General features: G+C 41.2%; 18 protein-coding genes and 2 pseudogenes. 11 read left to right on the top strand and 9 right to left on the bottom strand.

Annotation, left to right across the window (positions count from 1 at the left end):
- A partial coding sequence (locus BCU75_RS12725) for an SIR2 family protein (protein ID WP_102474071.1) occupies positions 1 to 1011 on the top strand: 1011 nt, incomplete at its 5' end.
- Positions 1012 to 1590: 579 nt separating this feature from the next.
- Here BCU75_RS12725 and BCU75_RS12720 read toward each other — a convergent pair.
- The 3 genes from BCU75_RS12720 to BCU75_RS12710 form a co-directional block, all read right to left on the bottom strand.
- Positions 1591 to 2979, bottom strand: coding sequence for a T6SS phospholipase effector Tle1-like catalytic domain-containing protein (locus tag BCU75_RS12720; RefSeq protein WP_102474062.1), 1389 nt, complete (start codon positions 2977 to 2979; stop codon positions 1591 to 1593).
- Between the two features lie 577 nt (positions 2980 to 3556).
- A complete protein-coding gene (locus tag BCU75_RS12715; RefSeq protein ID WP_102474061.1) occupies positions 3557 to 4723 on the bottom strand; it encodes a hypothetical protein in 1167 nt (388 codons plus the stop codon).
- Between the two features lie 772 nt (positions 4724 to 5495).
- Positions 5496 to 6281, bottom strand: coding sequence for a hypothetical protein (locus BCU75_RS12710; RefSeq protein WP_102474060.1), 786 nt, complete (start codon positions 6279 to 6281; stop codon positions 5496 to 5498).
- A 234-nt stretch (positions 6282 to 6515) separates the two neighbouring features.
- Between BCU75_RS12710 and BCU75_RS24255 the strand changes: the two genes are divergently transcribed.
- The 7 genes and pseudogenes from BCU75_RS24255 to dinB (BCU75_RS12670) form a co-directional block, all read left to right on the top strand.
- Positions 6516 to 6656 carry a hypothetical protein gene (locus BCU75_RS24255; protein WP_157933907.1) on the top strand — a complete coding sequence of 47 codons (141 nt, stop codon included), beginning with the start codon at positions 6516 to 6518 and terminating at the stop codon, positions 6654 to 6656.
- A 149-nt stretch (positions 6657 to 6805) separates the two neighbouring features.
- Positions 6806 to 8686 carry a glycosyltransferase family 2 protein gene (locus BCU75_RS24570; RefSeq protein WP_241905376.1) on the top strand — a complete coding sequence of 627 codons (1881 nt, stop codon included), beginning with the start codon at positions 6806 to 6808 and terminating at the stop codon, positions 8684 to 8686.
- Positions 8687 to 8915: 229 nt separating this feature from the next.
- Positions 8916 to 10154, top strand: coding sequence for an HlyD family secretion protein (locus BCU75_RS12690; RefSeq protein WP_102474058.1), 1239 nt, complete (start codon positions 8916 to 8918; stop codon positions 10152 to 10154).
- Positions 10154 to 12274 carry a peptidase domain-containing ABC transporter gene (locus BCU75_RS12685; protein ID WP_102474057.1) on the top strand — a complete coding sequence of 707 codons (2121 nt, stop codon included), beginning with the start codon at positions 10154 to 10156 and terminating at the stop codon, positions 12272 to 12274. The genes BCU75_RS12690 and BCU75_RS12685 overlap by 1 nt, the downstream gene beginning before the upstream one ends.
- Before the next feature lie 184 nt (positions 12275 to 12458).
- Positions 12459 to 12815 (top strand): annotated as a pseudogene (locus tag BCU75_RS12680) (helix-turn-helix domain-containing protein); the annotation flags it as partial.
- A 508-nt stretch (positions 12816 to 13323) separates the two neighbouring features.
- Positions 13324 to 14385 (top strand): DNA polymerase IV, encoded by a 1062-nt coding sequence (gene dinB, locus BCU75_RS12675; RefSeq protein ID WP_198593423.1) that lies wholly within the window; start codon positions 13324 to 13326, stop codon positions 14383 to 14385.
- Positions 14386 to 14546: 161 nt separating this feature from the next.
- A pseudogene (dinB, locus tag BCU75_RS12670) lies at positions 14547 to 15566 on the top strand (DNA polymerase IV); the annotation flags it as partial.
- Between the two features lie 141 nt (positions 15567 to 15707).
- Here dinB (BCU75_RS12670) and BCU75_RS12665 read toward each other — a convergent pair.
- Complete coding sequence (locus tag BCU75_RS12665; protein ID WP_102474055.1) at positions 15708 to 17642, bottom strand: RecQ family ATP-dependent DNA helicase; 1935 nt, start codon at positions 17640 to 17642, stop codon at positions 15708 to 15710.
- 145 nt (positions 17643 to 17787) lie between these two features.
- Between BCU75_RS12665 and BCU75_RS12660 the strand changes: the two genes are divergently transcribed.
- The 3 genes from BCU75_RS12660 (at position 17788) to BCU75_RS12650 (ending at position 20758) form a co-directional block, all read left to right on the top strand.
- Positions 17788 to 18261 carry a GreA/GreB family elongation factor gene (locus BCU75_RS12660; protein WP_102474054.1) on the top strand — a complete coding sequence of 158 codons (474 nt, stop codon included), beginning with the start codon at positions 17788 to 17790 and terminating at the stop codon, positions 18259 to 18261.
- 87 nt (positions 18262 to 18348) lie between these two features.
- Positions 18349 to 19107, top strand: coding sequence for a YggN family protein (locus BCU75_RS12655; protein WP_102474053.1), 759 nt, complete (start codon positions 18349 to 18351; stop codon positions 19105 to 19107).
- A gap of 289 nt (positions 19108 to 19396) precedes the next feature.
- Positions 19397 to 20758 carry a sodium-dependent transporter gene (locus BCU75_RS12650; RefSeq protein WP_102474052.1) on the top strand — a complete coding sequence of 454 codons (1362 nt, stop codon included), beginning with the start codon at positions 19397 to 19399 and terminating at the stop codon, positions 20756 to 20758.
- Positions 20759 to 20915: 157 nt separating this feature from the next.
- Here BCU75_RS12650 and lipA read toward each other — a convergent pair whose 3' ends face one another.
- The 5 genes from lipA to BCU75_RS12625 form a co-directional block, all read right to left on the bottom strand.
- Positions 20916 to 21881, bottom strand: a complete 966-nt coding sequence (gene lipA / locus BCU75_RS12645; RefSeq protein ID WP_102464195.1) for a lipoyl synthase — start codon at positions 21879 to 21881, stop codon at positions 20916 to 20918.
- 4 nt (positions 21882 to 21885) lie between these two features.
- Positions 21886 to 22545, bottom strand: coding sequence for a lipoyl(octanoyl) transferase LipB (gene lipB, locus BCU75_RS12640; protein WP_102474051.1), 660 nt, complete (start codon positions 22543 to 22545; stop codon positions 21886 to 21888).
- A 195-nt stretch (positions 22546 to 22740) separates the two neighbouring features.
- Positions 22741 to 23019 (bottom strand): DUF493 family protein YbeD, encoded by a 279-nt coding sequence (gene ybeD, locus BCU75_RS12635; protein ID WP_029223455.1) that lies wholly within the window; start codon positions 23017 to 23019, stop codon positions 22741 to 22743.
- Positions 23020 to 23251: 232 nt separating this feature from the next.
- Entirely contained in the window at positions 23252 to 24433 is a 1182-nt protein-coding gene (locus BCU75_RS12630) for a serine hydrolase (protein WP_198593422.1), read from the bottom strand.
- 93 nt (positions 24434 to 24526) lie between these two features.
- A complete protein-coding gene (locus BCU75_RS12625) occupies positions 24527 to 25366 on the bottom strand; it encodes a septal ring lytic transglycosylase RlpA family protein (RefSeq protein ID WP_102474050.1) in 840 nt (279 codons plus the stop codon).
- Positions 25367 to 25369 lie beyond the last annotated feature (3 nt).

The raw sequence follows: 25369 nt of genomic DNA, 5'->3' as shown, positions 1-25369 counted from the left end.
AAATTCACTATGCCACTACAAAGCAACCCTTATGGCTCTGTATACAAGATTCATGGTTGTGTCACTGATGCCTCAAAAGTCATCATTACACAAGAAGACTACGCGAATTTTGAGAAAAAGTTCGAGCTGATACGAGCTCAGCTCCTGTCTATGTTCATACACAACCCAATTGTATTTCTTGGCTATAACATTGGTGACGAGAATATAAAGAGTATTCTCAAAACAGTTTTCACTTACGTTGAGAAAAACTCACCAGAAGCGGAGAAAATTAGGAATAATTTTCTGCTAGTAGAGTACGATCCTGATTCAGAATCAGTGGAAACTGGAGAGCATGATATTGACATGCAAGGTTTTGCCACTATTCGTATCAATAAAATCAAAACTAACAACTTCACCGCAATTTATGATGCTCTCGCTAACCTATCACTACCTGTATCCGCGATGGATGTGCGTAAGGTTCAGAACATTGTTAAAGAGATTTATGCGGGTGGTAGCATCAAGGTAAATATTACTGAGGACTTAGACTCAATCAACAACAGCGATAAGATTATCGCTATCGGTTCAGTAAAGACTATTACCTATAGCTTCCAAACCACAAGTGAGATGATGTCGAACTACTTTGACATTGTGGAAGAGAGTAATTCACAACTTCTAGAGTTGATCGACAAGCATCGCATTCAGGTAAGTCAATACTTCCCGATGTTTGCGTTTAGTGAAATTTGCCCATCTTTGGAGTGTGCAGAGAAGTTGAAAGCACAACAAGTTGAGAAGATAGAAGGGCTTATGAAGAGGTGTCCTAGTTGTGCGAAGGTGGGGCATACTTCAATCGCAGCGATTGAAGCTGATGAGTGTATCTCAGCGACAAACCAATATTATGCAATTGCATGGTCTACGTTTAATAGAGATTTAGAGTTAGAAGAAGTAGAAGCTTATCTTCGTGAAATCGAAGACAAAGATGATACTAACTACCGAGCAATTCTTTGCACGTATGACTTAGTTAAATATAGTTAAATAAGTTGGGCGCGGTCGTTTTTTGAATACCTAATTTTGCCATAAAGTGATTCTAAATAACGCTAACGCTCTTAACTTACAACGTAAAACCACCTTCGGGTGGTTTTTATATTTAGAGCCTAGTTTGAGGTTCAAAGTTGAAAGTGGTGGACATCTTGTGGACGTAAGTAAAAAATAATTTAGCTGTGACTTTAGCTGTGACTTTAGCTAAGTCATTGTTTTGAAATGCTCTAACGACAGAGTTCGAACCTGTTATCTACCCATTAGGAGAGGCTAATGAACTGCTCGATGGTCATCGTTTTGGGTCGAACGGTGTGTTCGAAAAAGCATAAGATAAAATAAGTAAAAGTGTGTTGAATTTGACCACCTATCTAATCGTTGAAACACACAATGGGGCAGAAGCTTGCTAGCGATGATATCGCTGAGAAGCCTCTGGACACAAATGAGCTAGCCCTTTTCTTCGATTAGCTCATAACGGATAACCTGAAGTATTGTAAATTCACTTATTGATTGGCTAATATAATTCATCCGCTACAGTCCAAACCCTATTTGGATATTACTGAGTAGACTTTGTTCATACTACATAGTGGGTTCAGGTTGATAAATCGTGAAGCTGCAATGCGTCGAATCTAGAACAATATTCTTATCGCTACAAGCTTTCCGCGGAGTGGCTGAACCAGAGTAATGTAAATAGCCATCTTTTTGACGAACTAAGCATTGTCCTGTTTCTTGCTCAGCTAACCACTTGTACTCATGTTCCGCAATTGCTTGAGTCGCGAGTTTTTCAATTACAGAGCAGTGAATGTTGTGCTTTAATCCTTCAATTTTTTTAGAGCTTTTTGCATGGCCAGGGATTTCTCTCTGTCCTTTTCGGTATATTGATTCACCGTGTAAATGCGCGTTATGCGTTATGGCTGTTGAGCTTGTTTCCAATGTTGGCACATCCTTGAGGAGCTTGCCTCTATCTTTTGCTAATTGTTCATATACCCATTTTAGAGATATATTGCTTCTTAAGCTTTCTTGCCCCGTTATATTCTCATAGCCACCACCCACATCTGAGTGCGCACCTGAAAACCAAACTTCTCTAACGTTTTTGTATCTGGAAATATCAGCGGAGGTATCCTCAATGCAGTTCCTGTAGACATGATCTAGCGTCAGCAAGCGTGGAGTGAAAACATCGGGACGATTATCGTCAATAGATAAAGCATGTAAAGCTAAATCAACATTGCAGAGCTGATCGCCGTACCGCTTGTTCCTTTCTCCCACATCAATACTACCTTTGCGTATACCCAACTTGTATAAAGCAGCTTCCCATGTATCTACAGCACCAAGAGTTTCAACTGTGTCAAAGAGAATTAGAGTATTAACACGTACAGTTAAGTCGTTGCATTCTGAATTGAATACCTTGACGTGCTTACACAACTTTTCTTTACGCTCTTGTGCCGTCATTTCACCTTTGAAGTTGTCGTATATCTGTGCGCTAATATCTTGGTAGTCATCCAAAGAGCTCGACGATGGTATTTGTGGTACGCCTGCTATGTTTAACATAGATGCAAGTATACGTGCGGAATAAGCCCCCCGACTGAACCCTATTATATGAATTTCATCATCAGCCTTATAATTTTGTAGAACATATGAGTAGGCCTTCTTTACTCGATAATCAATTCCCCAACCAGTTGCCGCGCCTATCGTCTTGCCACCAGCACCGACCCCTTCGATATAGAATTTTAGTAAATCGTTTCTCTCTATGGTGCTTAGATGGTGCCAAAGTTTGCCAACGTTTGTATTACGGTTATCGGCTAGCAGAGGGTATAATGTGTTGTCAGTTCCATCAAAGAAGATGACAATTTGCCTGTTAGTCTTTTCTATGTTTGCAGACTGTTGAGTATAATATTTGGGGTCATCAAGTGCCGAGCAGCCCGCAATTGATGTCAATGAGACAAAAAGAATTAAAAGGTATCGATTCATGATACAGACCTAATTTTTATTTTAGGATAAAGAGTCTGGACGAATATTTAGGTTTTGCAAACTATTGGCAAGCATACAGTGACTAAAGTTTGATAAATTTCTGACAGAATCTGGCACTTCTGAGTCAAAAAGTACCTGTTGCAACGATTCTGGACAGAAATAATTCACGAAACAGGTTGCTTCGCAATTTTACAATACTCTCTGCATAATTAGATACTAGAGTTTTGTCTAACAACCTGTTGGATCATTGGGGCATGTATGAGTTGTTGCAAATTCTGGCACTTTGAGAGAAATATGCCACGAGTAACAAATCGGTTCTATAAAGCTTTTGGAGATTTTCTAGTTATAAATTTTTGCGATTAGCCGTGGTCAGCTTAACGAGACACTGACCCGTTTTATTCAAGTAACTCATTAGCGCTAAACTGAGCCTGTACGATGACAACCGGCAAGCAGAGTGAATTACTATGTTATGGATGTTGGTCGTTTCATTCTACTACCCCTTCCAAATGTATTGGTTTTGGAAAATGGCCTCCGGTATCACCTGTTTTTCAAGTGATTGAGTTCCCTATCTCAAATCCTACTCCACTGTTATGCTTGCATTTACATCTGATTTCACCGTAGACAAAAACTCTAGCATCCCTGCTTGGCAGTAGCGATTATACATTATGTTTGGAGATTGATAGTCCAGCTCCGCACTAAACTCGTTTCCATGTTTGAGTTCTGCTATGCGTTCTGCTTTGGTTGATTCTAAGCTGGCTAAAGAATGTGGCGACTCACTATAGCTACGCAGTATGTAATTGACATATTGAGTACAGATAAAGGTCTCGGGGGCGAGTTGACCTGAAAATGGCGTTATACCTATACAATTGGTAACACTATTGATGAGCGGTAGTACCAAACTCCAGAGGCTGTACTTTTTGCCCTTATCAAATAATGTGGGTGCTAGGTCTACTGCAGGATCAATAACCGCATCGGGCATAGCACGAACCACCGCATAGCCGTTTTTTGCACAATCCAGCACTAAAGCAGCTGGCATCTCACGAGCGCTTCCTTTAAACCCTTTTTCAAGAGTCGCTTCGACTATGAGCCCATGACTGCCGAATATAGCTACATGGCTAAAACCTTCATGTCCACTTGGTAACACCTTTTTGTCTACGTTTGATAACTGCGAGTTATTCGTAAAGATAACATCACCAGGGCGCATTTGATTTACTGTTCGTTCATGCTTGGCTGCGACTTTGTCGAGAATCGATTTAGCTTGAACATCATCCAATTTGCTCCCTTGCTTGAGTCTGCTAGCTATTTCTAACTTACAGCCAATTTTCGAGACTCGTGTCAGCGGTGATGAGTAGGTGAAATAAAATGAGTTTTTTTCTTCCACTCTATCTTTTGGTACTAAGCAGTACTCGGTGTATGAAAATAAAGCGCTCTTTGGCAGTTCGATTAGGCTGTGACTGGCTAACCATTCGTCAGGGGTAAAGGGTTGTTGAAAAAATTCCCTTATGCATTTTTTTGCTACAAGTGGCGAAGATACATTACTGAAATTGTATACATATTTCACGTCTTCATCTTTACTTCCGTCCAGTTCATAGCAGCAATGCTTTCTGAGTCCATTTCTGTCAATATAGGATACGAACAGCCGGGCAACATCCTGTTGAGGTTCAAATATCTCAAAACCTTGCTCACTGGCGAACATTGTTAGTAACTCTTTTGTGCGGTCTACGCGTTTTAATCCTAACTTCATAATTCTACTCTGTTTAATTTCTTGCAACTGCCTACAACCTGACTGTAAGTTTTCTAAACCATTAGTTCAACTAAAGTACCGAATAGTCTTAAAGCATTATATGAACGATATCCCTACTCCATTGAACTAAATATGTATTTAGTACTGCAATTGTTAACCAACTCAGTACTATCAGCAGAACAATTTAACCGTTATGTCGCTAAGAACCTCAGACTGCGCTAAACATCAACATAACCCTAAGTGGGCGCTCTCTCACTTAGAGCTCAGAATAGAAATTAGGAAAAGGAAGGTGCAAGTTTGAGCCTGACGTCGTTCAAGTCCACTCCGAAAAGCGTATTGCCCCTTTTTCTTTTAGACGAAAATCTGTCAAAGATATAAGATATGTCGTTAGCCGCTAGCGATAATTATTGTGTGGTGGATTAACTAATTTGGTCACATAGTTAGAGTTCTATACATGAAGAAAATTAAGTCAAATCATTATTTGCTGAAAGAGCTTTTGAACGCTCGAAACACACTTTGGGGCAGATCTGTGTTAGCTGGCACTTTTTGAGAAAAGTGCCACGAGTAAAACTTCAGGTCTATGAAGCCTCTGGACATTTCCGTGTTATATGTATTGTTAAATTAACATTTAACGGATTACTTTAGGTATAGCAAAACCTCTAATGGTGGCCAAATTCTCTTAGCCACTACAGAACAAAAACATATTGATACACTGCATTTACTTAGGGGTGCTGTCAACAACCTCTGCTCTAACGATGAAGAGGTGGACACTTCACTGCAAAGTTTTCGCATACTCTCGCATAACTCTGGCATTGTCCGCATACTCTTCATTACCGCATGGTTCACCATTGTTGCTGATCAGAGGGCTTGAATAAGCAGGGACAACCTTTTCAGAATAACTCATGACTGTCCCGTAGTTAGAACAATGAAAAGCTCCAGAATAAGGTTTTACTTTACTTCTATTTTCAGCAAAAACCTGTTCAATGATCCAAAAGTTTCCACTTTCAGAGTTAGGTCGCTCATGCATTGCCCACCCTAAATGTCCGAGCTCGTGTTCTAGCACGGCAATAGGGAAGCTTTCAGTAAGGAGCACAAAGCTGTCGTTCAGATTGACCATTGTCATCCCATTAATCTCTTCTTCGATGACTAATGGGTGGCTATCATTTAAAACCAAAACGTACTGCTCTTTTGGATCGTCTAAAAACGAGTTTATCTTTGAAGAACCGATTGCTTGTTTTAGGTCTGAATGGACAGTGGAGATAGACATACTGTCATGAGATATTGATACAGAATGGCTCTCCTTGAATACTCGAGTTATAGGGATGCATGAGTTAGACAATATCGTATTTGACATCTTTACCGCTTCTTGCAATCTGCCTTTTAACCCTTCCTTGCTACTAACATTATCATCAATATAAAAGGTAACATTGGAATTAACGCTTATTTCACCTTCGCATTCAGGGAAGTTAAAATTTGGTTTAGTATTTCTTTGGCTAAGCATAATTATAATTACGATGACAATAGAAGCGAGAGTTAAATTTCTTTTATTATTTTTCATAATTCCCTTAAGTATTATTGACCATTAAGTCACTAACCATTTAAAAATAACCAATCTGATATTAACAATAGGAATAAATAATTCACACCACCTATTTTCCGGAGTGGTGATATAGATCACGCTTATTGTAAAATTCTGTGGTTTTTATAAATTTTACTTGCGTAGCAATAGTGATAATGGTTTTAATATTTATGCCCATATAAGGCTATCTATTTAATATATAAGGAATTTAAAATGTCAGAACTATTAACATCAGAAGAGATGATGCTTGTTGGTGGAGGTTGTAGCCGCGGTCTTTCTAGAGCTGTTAGAGAATACAACAAGAACAAAGATAAAACGAAAAATCATCGTGAAAAACGTTGCTCAGAGCGTTAATTGTGCATTTTAGTCAACTGAACAAGGCTGATTTGTATTGACGATTAAGGTTAATATCTATTGGTTGTTTTATGAGCGCTGACTAAATGGTCTGCGCTTTTTTTAAAGTGTAAGGAGTTAGCGTCTAGATAATAAAGAGAGTGTAGATAATGGTTAAATTATCATCATATATCATTTGTAAGAATGAAGAGGCGAGCATAAAAGATGCGGTTATGTCGCTACTCCATCATGTCGAAGAAATTATCATTGTTGACACAGGTTCTAAAGATAGAACAATTAACATTGTTAAAGAAATTAATACGTCAAAGATAAAAGTATTTGAAATTGAATGGCGTGATGACTTCGCGGCGGCTAGAAATTTTGCTCTGGAAAAAGTGAATTATAACTGGGTGGTGACCATTGATGCTGATGAAGTCTTGAAAGAACCTTGTCAGTTGAAAGAAATAATTGCTTCTTTGCCAGAAGATATTAATGCGATTTATCCTAGTATCGTTAGCGTCGGAGAGGAAGAAGAAAAAGGGTACTCCATACCACGTATCTTTAAGAAGGATGAATTTTACTACCACGGTGTTGTTCATGAGCAACTCACTCCATTGAAGAGTAAAGAGCCATATTTTAGTGAATTAGAAATCCTTCATTATGGATATGAAAATGACACGATCATCAAGAAACAAAAACTAATGAGAAACTTCCACTTGTCTTTAGAGAATCATCGTAAAGATGCATCGGACGAGTTCTTTATGATGTATTTAGTCATTGATTGGGCTGCATATCCCAACTCTGAACATTATGTTTCTGCCCAAAAGTTGGTTCCATATCTAGGTAAAATTACCAACATGAAGTACTTCGAAAAAGCAATCTGTGCATTGTTCGATAGATATACAACGGACTTAGACACACTGGTCACATTGCTAAGAGCCCTAGATCCAGAGACTCGAACGAAAGCCATTCAGTGTTTTGAGGTGCCCATGACTAAGTTCTCAACGTGTGTTATGACGGATACGTTTTCTCAGAGGATGAAAGAAACGGTTTCGAGTGTCATTAACGATAGTGATGAAGTGGTCATACTCGCAACAAACCCCAAGATCTATGATGACCTTTGCCGTCACTACACGAACTCTAAAGTGAATGTGTATTACAAGGCGTGGGAAAGTAACTTCGCAAAAATGCGAAACCATCTTTCGAGTTTATGCTCAAACGACGTGGTATTTCACATTGATTCGGACGAGAGTGTAGGTTGTTCTTCGTTTTTTCAAGAACTTACGGAGTTATTGCTCTCCAACGATATTGATACGAACATATTCGAGGTTACGGTCGAGGATGAAGGCGGGTCTGTAGCATCAAATATATCTCGTATTTTTAACAGAAGATATTTCAGTTATGTTGGTTATGTGCATGAGATCGTAAAGCCAATCAATGATTCTCGAACTTTTTCATACGTTTCCATTAATAGCCCAATTTTACATAGTGGGTATTCTCTCGACCAGATGAAATCCAAACTGAAAAGAAATACGGCTCTCAACAAGAAAAACCTCGAACTATCATCTTCGGATTTCAGGTGGGTTTACTTTTCCATCAAAGAAAGCTGTCAAGCGGGCAACTATCAAGACGCAACCGAGTTTATAGAACAAGTAAAGAACCATGAGAATCAGAACGATGAGTATATCTCAGGTTGTTACTGTTACTTGTTGTTTTCACTAATTTATTTATCACGATATGTGGAAGCAGCATCACTTCTAACAACTGCGAAACTAGAGCTCTGTGATAGGCAATATTTTCAAGCGTTGCTCGTTCTATCTGAGTTGGAAGCTTGCAAGAAAAGTATAAAAGAAATTACGTCCAATATTACCGACATTCGTGATTCAAAAGTTGATATCACGGGCTTCCATATTGATGTTTTAACAGCAAAAGTAGAGATCATGAATCAAGACTTTTGTACCGCATTCGATTTGTTTGAAAAGCACGGCTCTAGAGGTGATGTGATGTCATCGTTGTTGGAGTCAAAATTGGTTAGAGGGTTGGAATATTAAATGCACCTATTTTGTGAACAATGTAAATCAAAAACAGTACATTCTATCGAGCGTAATGACGAACCTACATCTGGCTTCGTGAAGATATTTGAAATGGTATTCGGTGGTTTTGGTTACTCCAACTCTCATAAAAAAATGAAGTGTAATACGTGCGGCGCGATATATAACGAGGATTTGCATGAAACTACATTTTTTGACAGCAGTGACGATATTTAGCAATAGGTTTTAGATGTTTAGAGAAGAAGCGCTTGATTCAAGCCGGAACCGACTCACCGGGGTCGTTGTTGTAGACCAATCCATTAGGACTTGGTCTATTGCTGTGTTGATCATAGCGATATTTCTTATGGGCGGGGCGTTTTTATCCATAGCACAGGTCCCGAGAAAAGAAACTGTAAAAGGGTTTCTAATTCCTGATCGAGGACTTGTGAAAGTATACTCCGGACGGACTGGGACATTAGACGCGCTGTATGTTAGTGAAGGCGACTACGTTGAAAAGGGGACGTCCATTGCCAAAATTGTGAACAGTGAAAAGCTAACCAGTGGTATTGAATTCTCTGAAGCTCTTAATGAAGAAATTGAGCAGCAAATAGTAGCTTTGCGAGAAGAGATGGGTATTTTTGATGAGATTTACGATAAGGAAATGGACAGCTTCCTTGCGCAAAAGTCCGACGTAGAATCTAGTTTGAATGCACTTGTGAAAGTGAAAAATACAACAACAAGAAGGCTACGAATCAAAGAAGAACAGCTTAAACGTCATAAGCGTTTGTTAGGTAGTGGGCATATATCTAGCTCTGAGTTCTCTGATTCAGAGGAGCGTTATCTTGAATTGCTGGGTACTCATGAGCAAATAGAGCAAGATATTTCAGAACTGATGATTCAACTATCACAAATCGATGCGAGTATACAGTTGTTGCCGGCCAACAAAAGGCTAAAGAACGTCGCTAAAATGCGTGAAATTTCAGCCCTGCAGGCTAAGCAATATGAACTCAGTAGTCAGGTCGCAATCATCAAATCCGCACCAGAGTCTGGGTACATAACAACAATCCAACCTTCTATAGGCTCTAGAGTAAACTCTCAATCACCGTTATTAAGAATAATCCCAGAAGGCTCAATACTCGATATTGAGCTTTTCTTGCCAACTAAGTCTGCGGGTTTCATTAAAACTGGAGACGAAGTGAAAGTGAGGTTTGAAGCTTTTCCTTACCAGAAATTTGGAATGGTTAGCGGTTCAATTACGAGTATCGACAAATCCCTAATTTTACCTGATGAGAAGAGAGCACCAATTTACATCACAGAGCCTGTATATCGCGTTAAGGCTAAACTCGAGCGTCAGTTCATCAATGCGTTTGGGCAACAGTTCCCTTTGAAAGTGGGCATGCTTGCTGACGCAGACATTATTCTAGAAAGGAGAAGTATCTTTGAATGGATGCTTGAACCGATGTTTGCTGTAAGAGGAATTTTTCAATAATGACTGCCGAGAATACTAGCGGAGCGAACTTCTTCAACCCCAAAGACCTTCTGAACTTTTATGATTTAAAAAGAGCACCATTGATAATGCAATCCGAGGTTGCAGAATGTGGTTTGGCGTCTTTGGCGATGATTCTGTCTTTCCATGGAAACAACAATGACCTCCATAGTATGAGAAAGAGCGCGCAGATTAGTTCAAAGGGCATGAATCTTAGAGATATTGTCGAACTTGCCTCTAATTTAGACTTATCGAGTCGAGCCTTGAAGTGCTCTTTAGATGAAGTAAAAGATCTGAAACTACCCTGCATATTACATTGGGATTTTGATCACTTTGTAGTGCTAACCAAAGTGACTAAGAACGCTGTCCATATCAGTGATCCCGCGATTGGGAAGCGAAAGCTATCGTTCAATGAGTTAAGTAAGTCTTTCACGGGTATTGCTGTGGAGTTCACTCCAACGTCCCAATTTAGGCCCGCTGAAAATAGAACTACGATGAAGGTTAATCAGTTGTGGGAAAATATTACTGGGCTAAATAAGACACTTTTTCTGCTAATTGGACTGACGTTAGTCATGCAACTAATGTCGATTCTGTTTCCGTACTATTTACAATGGACAATAGATGAAGTGCTAATTAGTGAAGACAAACCACTGTTGCTTGTCTTGGCGATAGGGTTTTCATTGTTGACTGTCCTCAATGTTCTTGTGAGTTCCTTTAGACAGTGGTTAGTCGTTAAATTTAGTAGCCAACTGAGTATCCAAATGGGGGCAAACATCTTTTTTCATTTGCTCCGGTTACCCACAGATTACTTTGAGAAAAGAAGCGTAGGTGATGTAATTTCCAGATTCAAGTCTCTGACTTATATAAGAGACTTGATGACAGAAGGTCTTGTGGAGTCGGCAATAGATGGACTCATGGCAGCTTTAGTCCTAGCCATGATGTATCTCTACAGCCCTTTTCTGGCTACTCTTGCTCTGGTGACTGTTTTGATTTCTTTTGCCATTCAAATGTTATTTTACTTTCCAACGCGAAGGATATCTGAAGAGCTACTTACTTCAGAAGCTAAAGAAGACTCTACATTCTTGGAGTCGGTTCGAGCAATAAAAACAATCAAAACTTTTGGCCATGAAAGTGTAATGCAGAACTTGTGGTTAAACCGATATGCAGAAGTAATTAACAGTGATATTCGATTAAGTAAGCTTGCTATCTCTGAAGAGGCGTTTAATAAACTGATTTTTGGCTTTGAGAACATTCTGATCATCTACTTTGGCGCTATCTTAGCCATTGAAGGCCAATTGAGTGTGGGCATGATTTTAGCCTTTGTCTCCTACAAAGTACTTTTTACTACGAGTATCAGAACTTTTATAGATAAGTTTATCGAGTTTAAAATGCTTAACCTCCATTTGGGCAGATTGTCTGATATCACGTTGCATCAAAGGGAACACCGAGAACTAAAGTCTCCTGTGTCATTGGTTAATGAGCCAACGATTACACTAGAAAATGTGAGTTTCAGGTTTTCAAGTAATGATGACTGGATATTTAGAAACTTAAACTTTGAATTTAAGCCAAATTTAAACACCGTGATAACAGGAAGTTCAGGGTGCGGGAAGAGTACGTTGCTTAAGATTGTTCTCGGTCTTGTTAAGCCGACTTCCGGAAGAGTTCTAATTAATGGTTCAGACATTCAAGAGCTTACACCTTCCGACTACAGAAGTATCTTTGGAGTCGTTATGCAAGATGATGTTCTTTTGTCTGGAACCCTAGAAGAGAATATTACGATGTTCGATTCCGATGTTAACTACGAACTAATGCAGGAATCTTGTCGTGCCGCTTGTATTCTCGAAGAAATTGAATCTCTACCTATGGGGTTTCATTCACTTGTTGGTGATATGGGAAGTTGCTTTTCTGGTGGTCAACTTCAAAGGCTGTTTCTCGCAAGAGCTCTGTATCGTCAACCTAAGATACTTTGCTTAGATGAATCGACTAGTCATCTTGATATGAATAACGAAAAGGCGATCTTGGAGAATATCAAAGGATTGAACGTAACAACTATCTCTATCGCTCATAGAAGGGAAACTATAGATAGTGCGGATTGTATGCTTAATTTAACAGGGTTGATTTGAAGCTACATTGGCAAGTGAAGCTACATTGGCAAGTGAAGCTAGAAAGCTTTAGTTGCCGTTATGGTCTAGTTCCCCGAAACGCTCGACGCACAGGGAAAACTTCCCCATACAAGTAGTTGAGGTTTGAGAATCATTTTCTAATCTGTGTGATTCATAGACATCATTTCAACTATACTGGGTGTCTATAGACAGAGAAATCCAACAAAGACTACAGTGGGTAAAAATGTAATAGGAATGTGGTGATGCAGGCTTCGTATGTCGGCGAAGTGGTATTTCTAGGCCAACATTGCGCAAGTGGACGAAGCGATATAAGCAGTTAGGAATCACAGGTCTAGAAAGCCAAAGCAAACGCCCCCATTCATCTCCGGATACCAAGATCACTGATGAGCTAAGAGCATTGACCCTTACGATCCGTGAGAAACGCAATTTAGGGGCGCGGCGTTTACAAACAGAATTAATCCGACTTCACCAAATTCACTATGCCACTACACCTCAAATCTTATCAGATTTTCCCTCAGTGAATATAACGCTCATTAGACGATTAACAGCCGCCTTTCATTCTACATCATGCCGTTTTTCACTTACTAATTTAAATAAAAAGTCAATACTTTATCAACAATCAAGGAAGTTAGGTTCCTAAAAAGTGTATGAACCCTAAATGAGCAGACTTCGCATTACTTGTTGTAGTGCAAATTCACATTAACATGATGTGAATGAGTATTTACTCTGAATCATAATGGGGCAAAAGTGACTCACACCTTTACAGTATCTATGACCCAGAAAGACGTAGGGTAAAGTCTTGGCTCTTAGCGAGGTTTTTACTATTGGTCGTAAAATTAGTGACTTAGCCGAAAATTCTGTGATGGTAAGCATCCTTACTCCCACCGGCAAACTTTCTTTGTAGATACACTTCTCGATAGCTGGTTGGATATACAGTATAATAATGAGGATATTTGTGGAGCTCAGTTTGTTTGTAATGAGCTTTTGGGTAACATAAAGCTAATGGTGACTTTAAGTACTTGGTTGCCTGTGTTTTGGGTGTAATGAAAATGCTGAAAAAAATCATACACATAGACCTTGACTGTTACTATGCCGCAGTTGAAATGAGAGATTATCCTGAGTTAAGGGATATACCATTGGCGATTGGTGGCTCCCAGAATCAGCGTGGTGTGATCTCAACATGTAACTATATTGCTCGAAAATATGGTGTTCGCTCTGCAATGGCGACCGCTCATGCTCTTAAACTATGCCCAAATCTAATGGTTATAGGTGGAGATATGGAAAAGTATAAGGCTGTATCCAAGCAGATCCATGCAATCTTTGCTCGTTATACCGACCTTATTGAGCCTATATCGCTTGATGAGGCTTACCTTGATGTGACAGATTCTCAACTATTTAGGGGGTCGGCAACATTAATCGCAGAGGATATTCGAAAGGCCATTGAATCAGAATTAAACCTTACGGCCAGTGCCGGAATAGCCCCTATCAAATTTGTTGCAAAGGTCGCTTCCGATATTAATAAACCAAACGGAATTTGTGTCGTAACTCCAGATGAAATAGACAGATTTGTTAACGATCTAGAATTAGGCTTAATTCCCGGTGTTGGTAAGGTAACACTGGAGAAGCTGCATAACCTTGGTTTGTACCAAGGTATTGATGTTAAAAATTACGACCAACACATGTTACTCAAACATTTTGGTAAGTTCGGCAGTTCCCTATGGGAGCGCTGCCATGGAATTGATCGTCGTGAGGTAACACCAACAAGAATTAGAAAATCCCTTGGTGTTGAACGGACATTTGCTCAAGATATTTTGACTGAATCAGAATGCCTAGAAGTTATTGAATCACTATATGATGAACTAGTGAGACGATTCAGTAAGGTTTCTCATGATAAAAGAATAATCCGTCAGGGTCTTAAACTTAAATTCGATGACTTCCAGCAAACAACGGTTGAACATAAACAAATCAGTCTTGATAAAGTTTTTTTCTCTGCTTTATTAAAAAAAGCTTGGGCGCGAGCTAATGGCCGAGGAATTCGTCTTATTGGATTAAGTGTAGGGTTAGAACCTCAAGAAGGTCAGTCCAACACCCAGATGACCCTCAAGTGGTGAAAATGTAAGTGTAAATGAAGCGTTTTCGAGGCATTTATCTTGCGAATCTCGTGAATTTTCTGTAAGTGAATTATGTAAGTGTATTTTTTAGTTTAACTATATATTTTAAAAGTTATTTGCTCACTATCTCACTAAAATTTACATTTTTTACCCGATAGTCTTACCACGCAGCTGTAGAAATGCGAGATAACCCATCTTATAGAAATCGACCGCTCGCAGTGGGGGGGCATGAAAAACAGCGCGGGGTTTTGAGTACCTGTAATTACGAAGCTCGTAAGTTTGGTATTCGTTCTGCAATGCCAACAGGAAAAGCACTGCAGCTTTGTCCCAATCTGTTGGTTGTTCCTGGGAGAATGTCGGTCTACGTCGAGATATCGAAAAAGATCCGCGAAATTTTTTCTCGATACACATCCATCATTGAACCTCTTTCTTTGGATGAAGCTTTCCTTGATGTCACCGATTCCAAGCAATGTCATGGTTCGGCCACACTGATTGCAGAGGCGATTCGTCACGATATCTGGAATGAACTCAACCTGACTGCTTCGGCTGGCATCGCTCCAATAAAGTTTCTAGCGAAAGTCGCGTCGGATATGAATAAACCCAACGGACAGTTTGTGATTCCTCCGCAAGACGTTCAAGCGATGATTGACGAACTCCCACTCGAAAAGATTCCCGGTGTTGGCAAGGTCAGCATTGAGAAGCTGCATCAAGCGGGCTTCTTTACTTGTAAGGATATTAAGGAATCTGATTATCGCGATCTATTGCTCAGGTTTGGCCGTCAAGGTGCATCTCTATGGAAGCGCAGCCATGGCATTGATGACCGGGAAGTTGTTATTGAGCGTGAACGAAAATCGGTAGGAGTAGAGCGCACCTTTACTCAAAACATTTCTACCTACGAGGAATGTTGGCAGGTGATCGAAGATAAGCTGTTTCCTGAGCTTGAAACTCGTCTCGAAAAAGCCAGCCCGAGTAAAGCGATCATCAAGCAGGGGATTAAGCTCAAGTTCGCCGATTTCCAGCAAACCACTATCGAACACATACACGCCTCTCTTGATCGCGAACACTTCAAAGAACTGTTAAGCGAAATACTGAAAAGACAACAGGGACGAGAAATACGCTTGCTTGGTTTGAGCGTGATGCTACAACCCAAAGATCAGATGCGTCAGTTGAGTTTCTTTTAGGCTGTCTAGTTTAGAGAGCAATAAGAATAGAGGGCCGTGAGAATAGGTGATATTGAGAATAGATAGTGATGAGAAGTTCACCGATAAGCACCGACTAGGCTTCATAGCCTAGCCTGTTTCTATATCAATACGTGAGATGCCTTATCTAGGAAGTTGTTTGACTCGCGCCAAGGTATCACTGAATGGTTGCTGCTCTAGCTTGCCGTAACCGACCATTTTGCTGGCTTTAAGCTTGGTTGAAAGCGGGGTTGCGATTCCGCATAGAAAACGGGTAATGGCTTCGTCTGTGATCAATTGCTGACTCTTCGATACAAATTCATGGATCCATGTCATTACGGTTTCGTCGTCAACGGGGTCAACATCGACAGTTGGTAATATTGCTACCTCACCACGGCATACAGAGCAATGACCACAGTTAGTTGGTGCCTTATCATCGGCAAAGTAGCTCGCTAGGCGTGAGCTTAGACAAGTATCTGCTTCGAAGAAGTTCAGCATTTGGTTAAGGCGATTAATCTCACTGTTCTCTTTTGCCTTAAACAACTCAGTTAGACGATCTGACAGTTGCATCATATCTTCAGAGGTGTTGTGGATCGCATACACATCGGTGATCTGCTTACTTTCCAACTCAATCCAGCCTTGTTCATTGAAATAATCGATAGCCGTAACAACACGCTGACGATCAGCCTGGAAGTGTGTCCACAGTGCATCGAAGTCAACTTGGCACCAGACTCTAGCTTGAGGAGAGCATTGGAAAATTGCTTCTACAAAATGACGACGTTCACCTTGGAACTGTTCGGTGATCTGTTGTTTCGGGCGAATAAACTTAAATTTGTAGTCAGCAAAATAACTGTATTTAGGTTCAATCACGCCTTCAATTTCTAGATAAACCAACAGTGTTTTTAGTGGAAGTTGACGAATGTTAGATTCACGCGATAGTTGGTTAAGCATGATCTCCCATTGGTTTGCACCAGAAGCCCCAATGTTTTGGTTTTCGTAGATCTCTTTCAAGACAGCTTGGATTGAGATGTTATCCGGCGTATCACCAAATACGAAGTTCTCTAGCGTACTGAGGCCATATTTGTTTGCGAGAAGAATACATGCCGAAGGTTGACCGTCTCGGCCAGCTCTGCCGATCTCTTGCGAGTAATTCTCGATAGATTTTGGTAAATCAAAGTGAATCACTCGGCGAATGTTGGACTTGTCGACGCCCATACCAAACGCAATGGTGGCCACGATACAGTTCACGTCATCATTCATGAATTGATGTTGAATTACATCTCGGTTTTCAGGCTTAAGACCCGCATGGTAAGCCACGGCATTAACGCCAGCATTACGAAGTTGCTGAGCCACCATTTCTGCTGTTTGTTGAAGGGTGACATAAACAATAGTCGGAGCGAGAGAAGCTTGGTTAACGACATTGCACAAGGTTTCTAGCTTGCTGGTTTGTTCGCAAGGTTGAATTGACAGGTCGAGGTTTTGACGATAGAAACCCGTAACCACCACACGTTCCTCATCGATATCAAACTTAGACTTCATATCTTGGATCACTGATGTGGTCGCGGTGGCTGTCAGTAGCAGTACCTGAGGAATATTGAGTTGTTTTTGGTACTGGGGAAGCTTCAGGTAATCTGGTCTAAAGTTATGTCCCCATTCAGAAATACAGTGCGCTTCATCGACCACCAGTAACGAGATCGGCACTTGGGAGATAAACTGGCGAAAGCGCTCGTTCTTCAAGCGCTCAACGGAGATCATGAGGATCTTGGTGTCTCCGTTACGTACCGACTGCATCACTTGTTGGGTGGTTTGTCTGTCTTGGCTTGATTCGATTGCAGCTGCGCTAATGCCTTTGCTGTGCAAGAAGCTGAGCTGGTCTTTCATTAAAGCTAACAGTGGCGATATCACTAAGGTTAAGTGTGGCAATGCTAGCGCTGGCAATTGATAGCAAAGCGACTTACCTGAGCCTGTTGGGAATATGGCCGCTGTCGAATGACCAGATAGAACATTATCAATGACTTGCTTTTGCCCATTACGCAGTGAGTCGAATCCGAATACTTGTTTTAACTTCTGCTCAATCATTTATGTTCTACCTGAATTATTAAGTGTCGTATTGATGATAAAGCGAGCGTCCATTCATGATAGCGTCGCTTGATGAATCAAATGTCTTGCACCTGATTGTACCTAATTCTATTCTGTAGCTCCTATAGAAAAGCACCCCAATAGTATGAATAAGTCTGAGCTTCGCCAAATAATCTTAGAGCAACTCGAATCCCGACTACGTATCGCCCAATCTGCGACTCAGCGTGCGATTGATGCTGCGACCGATGAAGAGACTGTGCCTGAACATAAGTACGATACATTGGCATTAGAAGCTTCGTATCTTGCTCATGGCCAAGCCGTAAGAGTGCAAGAGTGTGAAGACGACATTCAGTGTTATCGTAACTTAGTGTTGCGCGATAGTGAGCGTATTACGGTGAGTAGCTACATTGTGGTCATTGACGAACATGATAAATATAAACACTTTTTTATGGGGCCGAGAGTCGGCGGACTTTCTGTCATGTGGAATGAGAATGAGATTGCCATCGTGACGGCGAATGCACCATTTGGTCAGGCTCTAATGGGCAAAGAAGTCGGTGATGAAATTGAGTTTAAGGTCGCTGATAAACAATTTTGCTATGAAGTAGTATCGATTGACTGAATGACAGGCTTGTAAATATAAACGTTTTTCTGACAAAGAAGCATAAACTAGCGGTATAGTCGTTGGGCAGATTGATGAGAGGGTGTTATGAAAAAAAGCGTATTGATTGCATCATTAACAGTGGCTACCGCTGTTGTGAGCCTGCCAACCTTTGCAGCTCAGTGTCGAGTTGATTTGAAAAATGAACTACGAATTGACGAGCAGAAAGTCGAAATCCATCAAGTAAATGGTGATACAGCTATTCTTGATGGCAATAACGATCTTTATATTCATGGTGAAAAGGTCGCACTTGATGCCGACCAACAAGCGGCGATTGAAAAATACCGCGAAAGCATGAGTGAGTACTTACCACGAGCGAAACAAATGGCTAACGATAGCCTAGCGTTAGCGAATGACGTGATTGATGATATTGCGGCTAGCCTAGATTCACCTGAGTCATTTGATAATGTAAAAGAATCAATGAAAACGTACTTTGCTGAATTAGAGGCTCGTTACTATAAAGATGGCGAGTTAGTCCTACCGGCTGATAGTTTCGATTCGATGGCGAATGGTTGGTCTGAAGATTTTGAAAAGGCTAAGGAGATCTTTAACCAAGAGTTTATCTCAAGTGCCTTTAATGCGATGTCAGAAAAAATGAAGCAAGACGGCGGACTAAATCTGACCGAAATGGCTGATAGCATGGCTGAATTAAAGCTTAAAGTTGAAGAGAGAATGAAAGAACATTCTCAACAAGTACAAGAGGAAGCGAATGAGTTCTGTGATTCTCTAGATGAGATGGCAGAGCAGGAGCAAGAGCTGCATAAAATCATTCCGAACCTAAAAGACTATCAAGTCTTCACGATCTAATCTGGATCGACTTATGAATAGCAAGAGCACCGGTTGGTGCTCTTTTTGTTTGTATAAATGGAACCACACGGCGTGTATCTATCTCAATTTAATCCATTTCCTGCTCAAGCCTGTCACTTCACTTTATTGCTTTTAATTGAACTATAAGACTGGTTTTTTGTTAATTTTGTGGTTCTAAATAGCGCATCGATTGTAAAAATCAGATAATTGTTCATTTATTGGTTGTGCCTATCATTGCTTTTGATTACTGTACTTCTCAACTAGTTCACTGATTTTTGATGCGGGCAATATGGACCAACAATCTTCCTCTTCAAGAGAGCACTTTAGCTCTCGTTTGGGTTTTATTTTAGCAGCGGCGGGTGCAGCTGTTGGCTTAGGTAATATTTGGGGTTTCCCAACTCAAGTTGCCAGTAACGGCGGTGGCGCTTTTCTGCTTGTTTACCTAATCATGATTTTCGTGGTTGCTTTCCCGATGCTGGTGGTTGAGATGGCGATTGGCCGTCATGGTCAAGCGAACCCTGTCGATAGTATGCGCTCGTTGACGACAAATCCGTTAGGTAAAAAAGTCGGTGAATTTGTCGGTTGGATTGGCCTAAGTGTTCCAAGTGCCGTGTTAGCCTTTTATAGTATTGTCGGCGGTTGGTTGATTTGCTTCCTAATTGGTGCAGTCGCTGATCTTGTCGGTCTAGAAGCTGTTGCTGATTGGTTTAAAGGCTTCAGTGTTGAGCGCAATGTATTTGGTACGGTCGCATTTTATGTACTGACAATTCTTATTGTACAGGGTGGTGTTAAGCAAGGTATCGAGAAGTGGTCGACTCGTTTGATGCCTGCACTATTTGTTTTATTTGGCTTATTGTTTGTTTACATCATGACGCAATCTGGAGCGATGGAAGGCCTAAAACATTACTTGGTTCCAGACTTTGAGAAAGTGTGGGATAGAAAACTCATTCTAGCGGCAATGGGACAAGGCTTCTTCTCGCTAACCATTGGTGGTTGCTCTATGTTGGTTTACGGTTCTTACTTAAGCAAGAAAGAGAACCTACCAAAAATGGCGATGAACGTAACCTTGGTTGATACTGCTGTCGCTTTTATTGCTGGTTTAGTGGTTATGCCCGCAATGTTTGTTGCGATGCAGAAGGGCGTACAAATCTATGCTGAAGATGGTTCACTATTGAGCTCTGACACGCTGGTATTTACGGTTCTGCCTTTGATGTTTGATAGCTTAGGCGTACTTGGTCAGATCTTCGCAATTGTCTTCTTCTTGTTGCTGACGATTGCTGCCCTTACTTCTTCAATTTCGATGTTGGAAGGGCCTGTAGCGCTAGTGAGTGAGCGTTTCAATACAAGACGAACGCCAACAAGCTGGGTGATTGGTGGTGCTATCGCATTGTTCAGTGTGGTCATTGTTTACAACTTTGCCGCGATGTTTGGCATGGTTGCGATGATAGCGACTCAATACCTTCAACCGGTCGCAGCACTGATGTTCTGCCTGTTTGGTGGCTGGGTGTGGAGTCGAGCTTCAAAAGTGAAAGAGCTTGAACATGGCTGCCCTGACTTTCAGCTTGGTTGGTTTGGTAAAGTGTGGCCAATGTATGTGAAGTTCGTGTGCCCAATCTTGGTGGCAACAGTTATCTGGGCTTCATTTGGTTAGTAGACCATTTAGCATCTAGATGATTAACTTGCAGTTCAGGCCACTCTTAATGAGTGGCTTTGTTGTTTTTGTATTGAACAAGCTTGTTTTGAACGATAGAAAAAAGGCGCTGAACATACAGTTCAGCGCCTTTTTAATTTTGGCTTAAGCAATGTGGTTACTTAATTTCCATACCTTGAGCTTGCAAGTCTGCATGGTAAGAAGAACGTACAAACGGGCCACAAGCTGCGTGAGTGAAGCCTAGTTCTAGAGCAATCTCTTTCAGTTCATCGAACTCAGAAGGCGGCACGTAGCGTTCTACTGGTAAGTGGTGACGGCTTGGCGCTAGGTATTGGCCAAGTGTCAGCATAGTGACACCATGCTCACGAAGGTCTTTCAGTACTTGAACGATCTCTTCTTTCGTCTCACCAAGACCCATCATCACACCTGATTTAGTTGGGATGTTTGGGTGCTGCTCTTTGAATTTTCTCAACAGATCAAGAGACCACTTGTAGTTCGCACCTGGACGCGCTTTACGGTATAGGCGTGGTGCTGTCTCTAGGTTGTGGTTGAAAACATCTGGCGGGTTGTTTTTCATTAGATCAAGTGCCACATCCATACGACCGCGGAAGTCAGGAACCAGTGTTTCGATACGAATATTTGGATTTTGTTCGCGAATTTCACGGTTACAGTCAGCAAAGTGCTGAGCACCGCCGTCACGCAAGTCATCACGGTCAACTGAAGTGATTACTACGTACTTCAGTTTCATGTCTTTGATTGTCTTAGCCAGTTTCTTCGGCTCTTCTGCTTCAGGAGCTACAGGACGACCATGGGCAACATCACAAAACGGGCAGCGACGAGTACAGATAGCGCCAAGAATCATAAACGTTGCCGTGCCGTGGTTAAAGCACTCGGCTAGGTTAGGGCAAGACGCTTCTTCACAAACTGAGTGCAGGTTGTTTTTGCGCATTGCTGATTTGATTTCTTGAATACGATGGCTGTCTGAAGGAAGTTTAATCTTCATCCATGCAGGTTTACGTAGAACTTCTTTCTGTTCAGCAGGCATATTCTTTACGGGAATTAATGCCATTTTGTCAGCGTCACGATATTTAACGCCTTTTTCCATTTGGATTGGTTTGCTCATGATTTTATGCTTCTGCTGTAATGTTACTGGTGGCTTGAATGTCTACTTGGTCATAGCCGAGTAGCTCTACGAGCTCTTGTATTAACTGTTGCTCAACGCTTTCTAACTCACTTGGTCCGCCGAGTTGGCTTACTTGTGCCATTTCCATACCTTGATAACCGCATGGGTTAATACGTAGGAATGGAGACAAATCCATATCGACGTTGAGTGCTAGCCCGTGGAACGAGCAGCCACGTCGAATACGTAATCCGAGTGAACAAATTTTCTTGCCATCGACATAGACACCAGGAGCGTCAGGTCGGGCAGTTGAATTTATATTGTAAGCTTTCAGAGTGTTGATTACGAGGTTCTCAATATGAGTCACCAAATCACGTACTCCGAATTTTTTGCGGCGGATGTTAATCAAAAAGTAAGCGACTAACTGACCTGGGCCGTGATAAGTCACTTGGCCACCGCGATCGCTTTGAATGACAGGGATATCACCAGCATTTAATACATGCTCGGATTTGCCTGCTTGTCCTTGAGTGAAGACAGGGTTGTGTTCAACCAACCAAACTTGGTCTACGTCTTCTTCTGTGCGTTCGTCTGTGAACTTATGCATGGCTTTCCACACAGGTTCGTAATCCTGACGGCCTAATTTTTTTACGATTAGCTTATTTTGCAAAGCTGCACTCCCTCAAGGATTAATAAAGTGAACGCATTATAAACGCGAAACATGATTCTAACTACAGACGGACTGCAAGGTTTTTCAACTTTCTTTGTATTTATTGAAAATTAAGTTGAATGATTTTGAGTCCAATAGGGTGCTTCAAACAAAAACAGCGGCAATAAGCCGCTGTTTTTCATGTGTAATTGGAGATTACAGAACCATACGAACGATTTCGATGTCGCCCAGCTCTTTGTATAGCGTTTCTACTTGTTCAATAGAAGTCGCAGTAATATTGATTGAAACAGAGTGGTAGTTTCCTTTCGCACTCGGTTTTAGTGTTGGGCTGTAGTCACCAGGAGCATGACGCTGGATCACTTCTAGCACTAGCTCAGTAAGTTCTGGCTTAGCATAGCCCATTACTTTGTAAGTGAATGAACAAGGGAACTCTAAGAGATCTTTTAGTTTTGCATCAGAATTGATGTTCATGATTAGCTCCAAAAGGCTAGACTCTCGCAAATTGGCGAAATGTCGATAAAAAGCGTGTTCGGTCAACAGACACGAGTAATAGGGCGGAATATTACGTGTAAATATCGCTGAACTCAAGATCAACAAAAGCCGCACATAGCGGCTTTTAGTTCGTCAATGAGTAAATAATGAACTTACTCATTGAGTTAGCTTTGCACTGAGCTTGTGTATTGCTTAGAGCAAAGCTTTGACTGGTTTAGAATAAACCCTTAAACAGTAATACTAAGTAGTCCCATAGACGGCTAAATAAGCTGCCTTGGTCTACATCTTCAAGTGCAAGTAGTGGGTATTCAGCAACGTCTTCACCATCAACTTGGTAGAATAGTTTACCTACAACATCGCCTTTGCTAATTGGTGCTTCTAGTTCCTTTTCAAGAACGAAGCTTGCCTTTAGGTTCTTAGCTTGGCCACGAGGTAGAGTAACGAAAGTATCTTCGTCGACACCTAGTGCAACTGTATCCTTGCTACCCATCCAGATCTTCTCTTCTACGAAGGTTTCACCCGCTGTGTGTGGTGCCACTGTTTCGAAGAAACGGAAACCGTAGCTTAATAGCTTTTTGCTTTCTGTTTTACGAGCATTAGCATTTTTAGTTCCCATCACAACCGCAACTAGGCGCATTTTGCCTTCTGTCGCTGAACTTACTAGGCTGTAGCCAGCATTGCTCGTGTGACCCGTTTTGATGCCATCAACGTTCATGCTCTTATCCCATAACAGACCATTACGGTTGTACTGGGTGATGCCGTTGTAAGTGAATTTTTTCTGTGAGTAGATACGGTATTCATCAGGAACGTCGCGAATCAATGCCTGACCAAGTAGAGCCATATCGTAAGGTGTAGAGTATAGATTCGGGTTATCTAGACCGTGCACATTAGCAAAGTGCGTGTCTTTCATGCCGATAGAGCTTGCCCAGGCGTTCATTAGATCAACAAATGCATCTTCAGACCCAGCGATGTGTTCAGCCATAGCAACACATGCATCGTTACCTGATTGAATGATGATGCCACGGTTCAGCTCTTCAACTTTAACCGTTGTGCCCACTTCCACGAACATCTTTGAAGAATCAGGGAAGTTTTTAGCCCAAGCATTTTCACTGATAACAACGTCATCGGTCAGATTGATGTTGCCACGATCTAGCTCTTGGCCGATCACGTAGCTTGTCATCATCTTGGTTAAACTTGCTGGAGAAAGCTGAGTATTCATCTCTTTCTCTGCTAGTACTTTGCCTGAATGGTAATCCATCAGAACAAAACCCTTAGCGGCGATTTGAGGAGCATCAGGAACAACAATAGGAGCGGCGAATGACGATGTAGCTATCGTTGCAGAAAGAGCAACAGAAGTAGCAAAAATCGATTTAACAAGTTTATTAGATTTAATCATTTTGAATGCAATTATTTGGTGAACTATTCATATATTAACAGAATCACTCTGTCACACCAGAGCGCTGATTACCAGAAGTTACTGTTAGATTAATTAGCGGGTTAGCGTGTGTTTCTTTATATAAGCTGACGGGTAACCCATTAGCTTAACTTGTTCCAATTTCTCTTGAGTCAGCGCATAGTCATGAAATGGCCCAAGCATCAATCGGTAGTTGTCATCATTTGGCTGCAAAAACGTTGCTACTGCTAGCTTTTCGCCTAAATCTTTGGCTAACTTCTCCGTTCTATCTTCATGAGGCGATGTGGCCACTTGAATAATAAATTGCGGTAAAGCCGCCTTTTTATTTGCGTCGGTTGGCATGGCAATCGTGATGACTTCAATCTCAACATTTGCCGTGCCCGTTCTCAAAACATCGAGCTTGTAAGCCGCCGCATAACTAAGGTCAATGATTCGGCCTTCATGGAATGGACCTCGGTCATTGATACGAACAATCGTCGTTTTGTTATTGTCGGTATTGGTCACTTTTACATAGCTTGGAATTGGCAATGTTTTGTGAGCTGCAGACATCGAATACATGTCATAGATCTCGCCATTAGACGTTAAATGGCCATGAAATTTCTTACCGTACCAAGACGCTTTTCCTTTCTCGGTAAAACCTTCGGTTTTTTTTACGATCTTGTAGTCTTCACCACGCAGTGTGTAGTTAGTGTTTCCGCCCAAACTATAAGGTTCATATTGAGGGTGAGCATCCTCTAGATGCTCCACTGATATTGGTGCATCTGGTGCAAGATCTGAATCAATATCGTAGCGACCGGTTGGCTTTTGTGATGAACAGCCATTGATTAAAATCGCTAAGCCTAAGGTAGAGGCTATTTTTTTTATTGGCAGCTCATCAACCAAAGATGCTTTTCTTTGAAATATTGTAATAGACATCGA

Source organism: Vibrio splendidus, from assembly GCF_002873455.1.
Classification (GTDB): domain Bacteria; phylum Pseudomonadota; class Gammaproteobacteria; order Enterobacterales; family Vibrionaceae; genus Vibrio; species Vibrio splendidus_J.
Note: the sequence above shows the minus strand (reverse complement) of the source record. Positions and strands in the feature narration are given on the sequence as shown.